Annotated in this window: 8 protein-coding genes; 7 read left to right on the forward strand and 1 reads right to left on the reverse strand. The window is 60.8% G+C overall.

What is annotated here, in order from left to right:
• Nucleotides 1–241: 241 nt before the first annotated feature.
• Genes GOB81_RS16435 through cydC form a run of 6 tightly spaced genes read left to right on the forward strand, consistent with a single transcriptional unit; the run spans nt 242 to nt 7,339 of the window.
• Nucleotides 242–673, forward strand: a complete 432-nt coding sequence (locus GOB81_RS16435; protein ID WP_173571358.1) for an OsmC family protein — start codon at nt 242–244, stop codon at nt 671–673.
• 5 nt (nt 674–678) lie between these two features.
• Entirely contained in the window at nt 679–1,263 is a 585-nt protein-coding gene (locus GOB81_RS16440) for an FUSC family protein (protein ID WP_173571359.1), read from the forward strand.
• A gap of 50 nt (nt 1,264–1,313) precedes the next feature.
• Entirely contained in the window at nt 1,314–2,747 is a 1,434-nt protein-coding gene (locus GOB81_RS16445) for a cytochrome ubiquinol oxidase subunit I (RefSeq protein ID WP_194299930.1), read from the forward strand.
• 42 nt (nt 2,748–2,789) lie between these two features.
• The gene (locus tag GOB81_RS16450; RefSeq protein ID WP_173571360.1) at nt 2,790–3,833 is read left to right on the forward strand and encodes a cytochrome d ubiquinol oxidase subunit II; all 1,044 of its coding nucleotides are present in this window, start codon (nt 2,790–2,792) and stop codon (nt 3,831–3,833) included.
• Nucleotides 3,834–3,854: 21 nt separating this feature from the next.
• On the forward strand, nt 3,855–5,630 hold the full coding sequence (gene cydD / locus GOB81_RS16455; RefSeq protein ID WP_173571361.1) for a thiol reductant ABC exporter subunit CydD: 1,776 nt from the start codon (nt 3,855–3,857) through the stop codon (nt 5,628–5,630).
• Nucleotides 5,627–7,339 carry a thiol reductant ABC exporter subunit CydC gene (gene cydC, locus GOB81_RS16460; RefSeq protein ID WP_173571362.1) on the forward strand — a complete coding sequence of 571 codons (1,713 nt, stop codon included), beginning with the start codon at nt 5,627–5,629 and terminating at the stop codon, nt 7,337–7,339. Before cydD ends, cydC begins: the two co-directional genes overlap by 4 nt.
• Before the next feature lie 149 nt (nt 7,340–7,488).
• Here cydC and GOB81_RS16465 read toward each other — a convergent pair whose 3' ends face one another.
• Nucleotides 7,489–10,374 carry a Tn3 family transposase gene (locus GOB81_RS16465; RefSeq protein ID WP_173571363.1) on the reverse strand — a complete coding sequence of 962 codons (2,886 nt, stop codon included), beginning with the start codon at nt 10,372–10,374 and terminating at the stop codon, nt 7,489–7,491.
• Between the two features lie 125 nt (nt 10,375–10,499).
• Here GOB81_RS16465 and GOB81_RS16470 point away from each other — a divergent pair, with 125 nt between their 5' ends.
• Nucleotides 10,500–11,114, forward strand: coding sequence for a recombinase family protein (locus GOB81_RS16470; protein WP_173571364.1), 615 nt, complete (start codon nt 10,500–10,502; stop codon nt 11,112–11,114).
• Nucleotides 11,115–11,253: the final 139 nt, after the last annotated feature.

Below are 11,253 nucleotides of genomic sequence, written 5' to 3' on the forward strand. Positions count from 1 at the left end.
TTCTGCGGGCCGCAAGACGCTCAATCTGTCGAAACAGGCTCGTGCCGCCTGATCGTTCCTTTATTGTTCATGCCAAACGTTGTTTAGCGTACCATCCACACGATGGCCTCTTGTGTGAGTCGTCACCCATGGCTATTCTCTGTGCAAAGCAGCGATCATTTCCGCCGTACGGTACCAGTGCTGGTTTGCAGCACTAAGATCAGCGAGCCTCAAACCTGTTCTGTAGAAAAGGTAAAAAGCGATGATACTGAAGCGTCACGCCGTGGTTTCTTGGGCCGGCGGCTTCAAGGGCGGCAAGGGCAACATTTCGACGGAGAGCGGAGCACTGGAATCATACCCTTACGGATATAGCAACCGCTTCGGGGATCAGAAGGGAACCAATCCCGAGGAACTCCTCGGCGCCGCTCATGCCAGCTGCTTCACAATGGCTTTGTCCCGTCTTCTCGAGGAAGAGGGGCTCACGGCAACGGCCCTGGATACGCAAGCCGAGGTGACTTTGGAGCAGCTCGAAGGCAGCTTCAAGATTACGAAAATCAATCTGAAACTCAGAGCGTTCGTACCGGGCGCAGACTCTGAAAGCTTCGCAGCCATCGCCGCAAAAGCGAAACAAGGCTGTCCAATCTCCAAGGCACTGAACGCTGAGATTACCTTGGATGCTGCTTTGGTGGGGTAGGAGGAATGCAACCCGACCAAACAATGGCGGTGCCTCCGTCTTCCTTTCAAGATGAGCAGGAAGCGGCGGGATCGCCCATGCTGCGGCAGATCATCGCCATGTATAGCCGCATCGTGGTCGGGCTTATCCAAGCAGCGCTCTCAATATGCAGCGCGCTGGTTGCCTATATGCCCGCCCGGTGGTTTGGATTGCAGGACGGTTTTTGGGCGGCGATCACAGCCATTGCCGTCACACAAGGGGAATGCCATGCGACTGCAAAACTCGGTCAAAAGCAGTGCATCGGTGCCCTGATCGGTGGCGGCGTGGGACTAGGCTTTGTGCTGCAGTTTGGCGCAGCACTCTGGGTTTATGTGGCGGCAGTCGTGGTTTCGATCACCGTCTGTGCTGCGCTTAATAAAAGCGATTCTGGCCAGCTTGCGGGCGTCACAGCGACAATCGTTCTACTGGTCCCACATTCGGGATCGGCGGAAAGTATCGTCGTCTCCCGGCTCTCAGAAGTAGCACTTGGGGTTATTTCGGGTGTCGCTGTCGTCTGGCTCGGAAGACATATCAAGGCCCGGCAAGGCCTGCGGTTGCTCCGAGGTCTTTAGGGAATTTGGCTGCCCGGCGATCGCCAGCCATATGTTGATGGGTCTGCATTATGCCGCAAGATGCTTTATCGGTTCTTATATCAAGGTTGGACTTTGCATGGATCACCACCATGCACATTATCAATCCGCCGCTGACCATCGGCCTTGCCATCCTGCTGTTTCTCGGGGAATGGCAGTGGGTGCGGACCAATGACGAAAAATGGTACCGCATCGTGCGGTTTTTTGAAAAGCTCTTCATCGTCAATTTCGGTGCGGGTGTTGCCACCGGCATTACCATGGAGATGGCTTTCGGCATCCTTTACGGGCCCTTTTCTCAGGCCGCCGGCCCCTTTTTTGGTCAGGTATTGGGGTATGAGACGATCACAGCCTTCATGTATGAGGCGGGATTCATCGGGTTGATGATTTTCGGTTGGGGGAAGATCAGCCGGGGCATGCATCTTTTCGCGACGTTTAACGTGGCACTTTCCTCAACCCTCTCAGCCATGTGGATCCTCGACGCCAATTCCTGGATGCAGACTCCGACCGGCGTGGAGTTGAAGGGCGGGTATTTTCAGATAACGAACTGGCTTGCGGCATTGTTTAATCCCGACGTCATCTTGGGTTTCCCGCATATGCTGGTGGCCGCCATAGAACTGGCACTTTGCTTTGTCATCGCGGTTTCGGCCTGGTTCGTGTTGACCAAGAAGCATCTGGCGCTATTCCAGCGGCCTCTCAAATACGCCGTTCTGGCACTCGTGGTAATCGCACCACTGCAGATCTATCTGGGTGACGGTCTCGGTTTGATCGTCGCGGATGATCAACCCGCGGCTCTCGCGGCGATGGAAGGCCATTATAATACCTACAATCCGGATGGGTCCGTCGATACAAGCTGGCAGGTTGTTGGCTGGCCCAATGCCAAGGGCGACGATATGGCCTGGTCGATCAGCATCCCACATGTGCTGAGCCTGCTCGAAACCCATACATGGAACGGCAAGGTGGAAGGGTTGAACAGCATCCCGGCCAAGGACCGGCCGCCTGTCGTCGTCCCCTTCTACGCCTTCCGCGTCATGGCCGCCGCCGGCGGCGCACTCCTGCTTTTCGCTCTCTGGGGCCTGTGGCTGCTGCTGCGTGGACGCCTCTCGCCCGATCGCATTGCGCATAACCAGCTTTTCCTGTGGGCCGCCATCCTCTGCGGTTTCCTGCCCTATGTCGGCATATGGTGCGGCTGGTGGGTGCGGGAGGTCGGGCGCCAGCCCTGGGTCGTCTACGGGCTGATGCGTACCGAGCAGGGTGTCAGCCATATGAGCGTGACATCCGCCGTACTCTGGCTTGTCGGCTACATCTATTTCGAACTCATCGTCTGGGGCAGCACCTGGTATTTTTTCGCGAAGGTGATGCGCCGCGGACCAGACATGGACAGCCCCGTGGTGCATGGCGGCAATCAACACCTCGGTGAACTTGAGGAACGACATGGCGATGCCCCCTCTTATGTCCGGCCACTCTGAGATGAGCCGCCACGCACACCGCACTTTCGCCGGAGCAAAATCATGGACGGGTTGAGCCATATCCAATCGATCGTCACCTTCGCCTGGTGGATCGCGCTTGACCTGAGCGTGCTCCTCTACATCCTGCTGGATGGCGCCGATCTCGGCGCTGGCGTCTTTTCTCTCTTCGTGCGCAGCCATCATGAGCGCGGCGCGATCATGTCGGCGATGGCCGGCACATGGGATGCAAACGAGACCTGGCTGATCGTCGCCGGCGGCGTGCTCTTTGGCACGTTCCCCTTCGTCTATGGCTCGGCCTTCAGCTACCTGATGGTGCCGTTGGCGCTGGCCCTGTGGGGCATGATCACCCGGGCGCTCGCGCTCGAATTCCGCCATCTGGCGGAGACACCCTGGCAACGCTTCTCCGATATCTGCTTTGGTGTCTCGAGCCTCGTTGTTGCCTTCTTCGGCGGTATGGCCGTCGGCGCCATTCTTCAGGGCTTCCCGCTGACCAACACGCCTGGCGTAGTGCCAACCTATGTCGGGGGCTCGTTTCGCTTCATCTCCCCCTTCAGCATCTGGACCGGCGTTGCCGCTGTCCTCGCCGTAACCCTCGCCGGCGTGCTCTTTATCCGCGCCCGCTTCGAGCATGGCGAGCCGATCCGCGAGCAGGCCGCGCGCTGGACAGACTTCATTTTCTACTTGGCGCTTGCCGCTGTCGCGGTGACTGTCGTGATTAACGCCGTGATTTTTCCCTGGGCAGCCGCCAAATGGTTCGGCGCGCATTTCTGGATCTGGGGACTGGTGCTGATCGCGGTGGTCTTCGTTGCCTTCAAGATGCGCAGCGCCGTGCGGCATGATCGGGACTTTGCGGCGATCCTCTGGTTCAATTTCGCGGTGGCCGTCATGGCCCTGGCGATGATGGTCACTGTCTATCCCTGGATCGTGCCGAATACCTGGACGATCTACGCGGGCGCAAGCCCGGCTGTCTCGCTCTTTACGTTCACCCTCGCCATGGGTGGTTTCTTCCCCGTGATGCTGATGTACAACGCCTACCAGATCTGGGTCTTTCGTGCCCGCATCTCGGCGCTGGCGGCCTATCACTGAGCGGTACGGCAAGACGCAGCCATGACAACCATCCATAAGGCACCGATGCCGCGCAGCTTAAGCCGCGCGCTCAATGGCTGGTTGCGCCGCCAGTCCGACGCGGCGCGGCGACCGCTGCGGCTGGCGGTGATCCTGGGTAGCCTCGGCGGTCTTCTGCTAGTGCCTGAATCCTGGCTGCTCGCACGCGGCGTCAGCGCCGTGATCTTCCACCACCGGGGCCTCGCGGCAATCTCCAGCCTTCTCGCGGGGATCCTTGGCCTCGCCGCTCTGCGCGCGCTTCTAGGTCATGGCGCGAGCGTGACGGCGATGGCCGGCAGCACCCAGGTGAAGGCGGCCGTTCGCCACCAGCTGCAGGAAAGGATTGCGGCCCTTGGCCCGGCCTTCCTCATCCGCCAGCGCAGTGGAGATATGGCCAGCCTCTTGGTGGAAGGCGTGGACGCATTGGATCATTACTACGCCACCTACCTGCCACAGATGGCGGTGGGCGCTTTCCTGCCGGTCGCCATTCTCGCCTTCGTGCTGCCAGTGGATTGGGTCTCGGCCCTCATCCTTTTCCTCGGTGCGCCGCTCATACCGATCTTTATGATCATCATCGGCCGAGGCACCGAACGACTGAACCAAACACAATGGCGCCGCCTTGCGCTGATGAGCGCGCATTTCTTCGACGTGGTGGAAGGCCTGACCACCCTCAAGCTCTTCGGCGCGAGCCGGGACGCGGCGGAGCTGATCGGGCGCATGTCGGAGGAATACCGGCTCGCCACCATGCGCGTGCTGCGCCTGGCGTTTCTCTCCTCGCTGGTGCTGGAATTTTTCACGACCCTCGGCGTTGCCATGATCGCCGTCTTCGTGGGCTTCCGTCTTTATTACGGCGAACTCGCTTTCCTGCCTGGCTTCTTCGTGCTCTTGCTGGCACCCGAATTCTTCCGCCCGCTACGGGCCATGGGCACACAATATCACGCGCGCATGGAGGCGGTCGCCGCCGCCGATCGTATTGTCGCCGTCCTGCAAGCATCGGAGATCGCACCCGCCCCAACCGCGCGGGTAAAAGCCCCGACCACCCAGACAGGGCTCGTCCGCTGCGAAGCCGTGGGTTTCGCCTATCGTGAAGGTGAGCCCGCGCTCGCCGACCTCTCTCTCACTCTCACCCCCGGAGAACGCCTCGCCCTCGTGGGGTCGAGCGGCTCGGGCAAAAGCACCCTCGCCCGCCTTCTCCTTGGCCTCGACCGCGCCCAGTCCGGCCGTATCCTGGTCGAAGGAACGAATCTCGCTGACCTCGCGCCAGACGACTGGTTCGCGCGAGTCTCCTGGATGCCGCAGCGGCCAACGCTCTTCGCCGGTAGTCTGCTTGACAATATCCGCATGGGCCTGCCGGACGCGAGCCTGGAGGCCGTGATCACTGCCGCCACCGCCGCTGCCGCGCACGGCTTTATCAGCCGCCTGCCCCAGGGTTACGGCACGGAGATCGGCGAGCGCGGCCAAGGCCTCTCAGGCGGCGAGATCCGCCGCATCGCCCTCGCCCGCGCGTTGCTCAAACCAGCTGACTTACTGGTGCTGGACGAGCCAGATGCGAGCCTGGACGCTGAGACCGCGGCGGAGATCCGTGCTGCCATCACTCGTCTGCCACGCAGCACCGCTGTTTTGCTTATCGCCCATCGCCTGGAAAGTGCGGCTATGGCCGACCGTGTGCTTGTGATGCGGGAGGGGCGTATCGTGGAAGACGGTGAACCTTCCGCCCTTGGTGCTTCAGGCGGCCCGTACGCAGCGCTTCAGGCGGCTTATACGGAGGGTGGGGTATGAGGGGGCAGGCGATACGCGATCTCTGGCGGCTACTCTTGCTGCTCGGGCCCGCCTGGCGCTGGCAGGTGGCGGGCCTGGTGCTTGGCATCCTTGTCATCCTCACCAATGTCGGGCTGCTCGCCCTCTCCGGCTGGTTCATTACTGCCATGGGCATGGCCGGTCTCGGCTTGCTTCACATCGAGTATTTCGTCCCGGCCGCGGCTATCCGGGCTCTGGCTATCCTACGCACCGTAGGCCGTTATCTCGAACGGCTGGTGACGCATGACGCAACACTGCGCCTGCTTTCCGATCTCCGTGTCTGGTTCTACACTCATCTTGAGCCTCTCGCCCCAGCCGGCTTGCAACGCCATCGCACGGGCGATCTTCTCAGCCGCATTCGCGCGGATATAGACAGTCTCGACAATGTCTATCTTCGCGTCCTGGCGCCCAGCCTCGCAGCATTCATTTGCATGTGCTTCATCACCATTTTCCTGGCGCGGTTCAGTCTCGCGGCGGCGGTGACCGATCTGCTTGGTCTCATCATCGTGGGGATCGGGTTACCGATGCTCGCTTTTCGTGCGGTCCGTCGCCCGGCGGAAGCCGCCGTCTCCGGACGCGGACGGTTGCGTGCCGACATCGCTGATACCATACGCGGCTACGACGAGTTGCGGGTCTTCGGTGCCCTCATGCGGCAAACCAGCCGCCAGGAGGTGGCGCATACCGCTCTGGACAGGTTGAAACTCCAGGGGACGCGGATCGAATCAGCGGCTACCGGCAGCGCTCTCGTCCTCATCCAAATGACCATGCTGACGGCGTTCGCGGTAACCATTCATCCCGTTATCTCTGGCCGATTGCCTGCCCCGGATCTTGCTATGATCGTCTTGCTCGTGTTGGCGAGTTTTGACGCCGTGAGTGGCCTGCCTGGGGCTTATCGCGCTCTCGGGCAGACTCTAGGCGCCGCACGCCGCATCTTTGAAATCGTCGACACTCCACCCACCGTCAAGGATCCCACCCAAGAAGCTCCGGTGCCGGCGCGGCTCGACATCACCTTTCGCGATGTGTCCTTCCGCTATCCCGGGAGTGAGGGTTGGGCGCTGCGTCATATCAACTGCCATGCGCCCGCAGGCAGTGCGATTGGAATCATGGGCCAGAGCGGTTCGGGAAAGACAAGCCTTGTCAATCTCATCCTACGTTTCTGGGAATTCCAGGAGGGTGACATCACGATCGGGGGGGTATCCATCCGTGATCTTTCCGCGGAGACGATGCGTGGCCTCTGCTCTGTCATCACGCAGCAGACGCATCTCTTCAACACCTCGATCCGCGAAAATCTACGCATCGCCAAGCCCGCTGCGACCGAGGTCGAGATGGAAGCAGCACTTGAGTGCGCTGGCGTCCGGGAAGAAGTGCTTGCGATGACCCGGGGCCTGGATACGATGGTGGGTGAACTCGGCGCGCAGCTCTCTGGTGGTCAGGCGCGACGCATCGCCATAGCGCGCGCCTTCCTGAAGGACGCGCCAATTCTCATCCTTGACGAGCCTACGGAAGGGCTGGACGCGCTTTCCGAAGACGCCGTAAACCGCGCGCTTACGCGGCTGATGCAGGGGCGTACCAGCCTTGTGATCAGCCATCGCAGGCAGACGCTGCGTCTCTTCAGGACAATCCTCCATATCGCGGATGGTAGGATTATAGGGCCAGAACAAGTTACACGCATGATAGCCGATAAGCAGTAAGTATCGCCGACGAAGTTGAAAAGCCATGTTGCGCTAATTCGATTGATCAGTCCAATCGATTGGTCGCTGCTCCAAGACGGTCTAACCTAATGATTGATGAAACAAGGAGCTTAAGAGGGGTCGTTTGCGGGAGGGGGCGAAATCCTACGCTAAGGCTTTGGCCAGCGATATTCTCCGGTGAGATTGATGTGCTCCCATCCGAGCGGAGAGACGTGAGCCAAGAGATCGGGCGATAGCAGTTTTCCCTCGCGTTTGTGACTGGCAACGACTTCGCTCAGCTTCATGGTGTTCCAGAAGATGATGATGGCGGCTAGCAGGTTCATGCCGGCGATCCTGTAATGCTGGCCTTCGGCGGAACGGTCGCGGATTTCGCCGCGCCGGTGGAAGCTGATGGCTCGTTTCAGCGCGTGATGGGCCTCGCCCTTGTTGAGCCCGATCTGGGCACGGCGTTGCAGCTCGGCATCCAGAATCCAGTCGATCATGAACAGGGTCCGCTCGACGCGGCCGACCTCCCGCAAAGCCGTGGCCAGTTCGTTCTGCCTCGGATAGGAGGCAAGTTTGCGCAGGATCTGGCTTGGCGCGATGCTTCCGGCCGCGATGGTAGCAGCGATGCGCAGGATATCGGGCCAGTTGCGCTCGATCATGACCTGATTGATTTTTCCGCCGATCATGGCCCGCAGGTGGGCCGGGGCGGCCATGGGATTGAATGCATAGAGCCGTTTGGACGGCAGATCGCGAATGCGCGGAGCGAACCGATAGCCGAGAATGGCGCATGCGGCAAAGACGTGATCGGTGAAGCCGCCCGTATCAGCGAACTGCTCGCGGATATGGCGGCCGGCATCGTTCATAAGCAGGCCGTCGAGGATGTAAGGAGCTTCGCTCGCCGTCGCAGGGATCACCTGGGTCGCGAACGGCGCATATTGGTCGGAGACGTGGGTATAAGCCTTCAGGCCCGGGGTATTGCCGTATTTCGCGTTGACCAGGTTCATGGCCTCGCCTTGTTCCGTGGCGGAGAAGAACTGGCCGTCGCTCGAGGCCGAGCTGCCCATGCCCCAGAACTGGGCCATTGGTAGCACTGCTTGCGCCTCGACCACCATGGCCAGCGCCCGGTCGTAGGCTTCGCCCTCGACATGCCACCGTCCAATGCGGATCAGTTCCCAGAAGGTGTGTGTGTTCGTCGCGTCGGCCATCTTGCGTAGGCCGAGGTTGATCCCTTCCGCAAGGATGACGTTCATCAGCCCGATCCGGTCGGCGCAGGGCGCTCCAGTGCGCAGATGTGTGAACGCTTCGGTGAAGCCGGTCACTGCATCCACCTCCAGCAAGAGATCGGTGATGCGCGTGGGCGGGATCTGCTTGTAGAGATCGAGTACCAGATCTTCGGCGCCGGTCGGCACGGCGGCTTCGAGCTTCTCGATATGCAGAACGCCGTTTTCGATCGAACCGCCGGGAATCGTGCCCGTGCGTGCCGCACGGCCAAGCTCGCGCAACCGGATATCGAGACGAGCTTGGCGGTCCGCCAGCCATTCTTCCGGCCGCAATGGCATGGCGAGCCGACCGCTTTCCGCAACGGCTTGCGCCGGGACGAGTGCATGTTTCAGATCGCCATAGCGCCGGGATCTGGCCAGCCAGACATCCCCGGAGCGGAACGTATCGCGCAGATGGAACAGCACCGCGATCTCCCAGAGGCGGGTGTCGCCAATCGCCTGGGCACGAAGATGACGATGCCATTTCGAGCTAGGCCGAAGGAAGCCGATACGCGCGGCATCATTCACACCGGCGCGCAGGGCCGTCACCGCTTCCAGAAGCGGCAGCGCGACTGGCGCAGCCCGCAGATCGAGCAGGCGCAACATGCGAGGAGCGTACCGGCGGAAACGGTGATAGCCGTCGAGCACATGATTGAGCGGATCGTCTGCCATGGTGGCAGTCAGTCGTGTTGCCATTGCAACAAGAGTTTTGAAACCGTCCCAACCCGATCCACGCGCAATGACGTCGTCCAGCGGCTGGTCGTCGTCCTGTGCATCGACCAGGGCTCCGCCAATTTCGGCGAAGGATTTCAAGGTGTCGCGCACCACGTTCGCCTCGTCGGCGACCTTCGCCTGGCAAATGCGCTCCGATGCACGGTAGAGCCTGCCGACGATCCGGTCGTGGGTTTCGACCACGGCGTCGGCGAGCATCGCCTGCCATTCCGACGCGCAAACGGCCAGAATAGCAAGCCGTCTGTCTTGCGGAAGATCGCGCATGCCATCTGCATAGTACCGTTCGCCCTGCCTACGCAGACGTGTCACGCGATGAGCAGGAACACCGGCCAGCAGATCCTCGGAGAAATCGATACGTTGCAGGTATTCGAGCCGGTCGAGCAGCCGGTTAGCCGACAAAGAGTTCGACCCAGGCTCGAATTGGCGCAACCACACGAAGCGAGACACCCGGTCGTCAGCCGTCTCCTCGAGCAATGACAGCAACTGCTCCCGGATGGCCACGGACAGCCGGCTGGCGATCCTCGTCTCGATCCGCCGCTCAGCATCGACCAGGGCCTTGGCGCAAAGCCGCTCGATCGTCGATGTTGCAGGAAGAACCATGCGGGTGCGTCGGCACTCAGCCACGAAGCGGCGGGCGATATCCTCGTTCGACACCGCCATCTCGGCTTCCCGAAACAGCCAGTCCTTTAGTTCGCGTGAGCCACGTCCGGAGAAGGTACGGAATCCGTAGAGCGCCCGCAACTCGGCAAGATGTTCGTGCCGCGTCTCTTCGCGGGCGGCATACTCAACCAGATCGTCAGCACGCAGGCCAATTTGCGCCCCGATAAATTCAACGACTTCCGCCGAGATCAGTTCGCCCGGAGCCAACACCCGGCCGGGATAGCGAAGGACGCACAATTGCAGAGCGAAGCCGAACCTGTTGTGAGCGCGCCGACGCTGCTTGATATGGCCGAGGTCTTCATCGCTCAGCGTGTAGTGCCTCAACAAATCCGTCTGGGAGGTTGGCAGACGCAGCAGCGCGTCTTTCTGTCTATCGGTGAGCGTGACGCGGCGCGGCATTCATGTTCCTTTTTCAAAAACTGATAATGTTCAAGACGCTTTGTTTATGAAGCTGGTTAAGATACATTTCTAGCGAACAAATCTTTCGTGGCCAGCGCGCCGCCTCAAACCAACGTTTAAGAAACATGCTGATCGGATATGCCCGCGTCTCCAAAGCCGATGGTTCCCAATCCCTCGACCTCCAGCACGACGCCCTGCGTGCCGCCGGTATCGAGCCAGGTAATATTTATGATGATCGTGCATCCGGTAGCCGCGATGATCGGCCCGGCTTAGCTGCATGCCTCAAATCCTTGCGCGACGGCGATGTGCTGGTGGTCTGGAAACTCGATCGCCTCGGGCGCTCGCTCGCCCACCTGGTCAACACCGTGAAGGATCTGTCAGACCGCAGGATCGGCCTGCGTGTGCTGACCGGAAAAGGCGCTCAGATCGACACCACGACCGTATCCGGCCGCATGGTGTTCGGTATCTTTGCCACTCTGGCCGAGTTCGAGCGGGATCTGATCCGCGAGCGCACCATGGCTGGCCTTGCCGCAGCCAGAGCGCGCGGACGAAAGGGAGGGCGAAAATTCGCCCTGACCAAAGCACAGGTGCGTCTCGCCCAGGCCGCCATGGCGCAGCGCGACACGTCTGTTTCCGATCTGTGCAAGGAACTCGGGATCGAGCGCGTCACTCTATACAGATATGTCGGACCGAAGGGCGAGCTCAGGGATTATGGGAAGCGCGTTCTCAGCTTAGCGTAGGATTTCGCCCCCTCCCGCAAACGACCCCTCCTATGGAAACTCTGGATGCCACGGTCGGATGGGCGACCCTGTTGAAAGCAAGGTCAGAGGTTGGGGCGATCGCCAGGACTGCCGACCTCGATCCTCTGACAGCCGCTGC

It is taken from the genome of Acetobacter conturbans (assembly GCF_011516755.1).
In the GTDB taxonomy this organism is placed as follows: domain Bacteria; phylum Pseudomonadota; class Alphaproteobacteria; order Acetobacterales; family Acetobacteraceae; genus Acetobacter; species Acetobacter conturbans.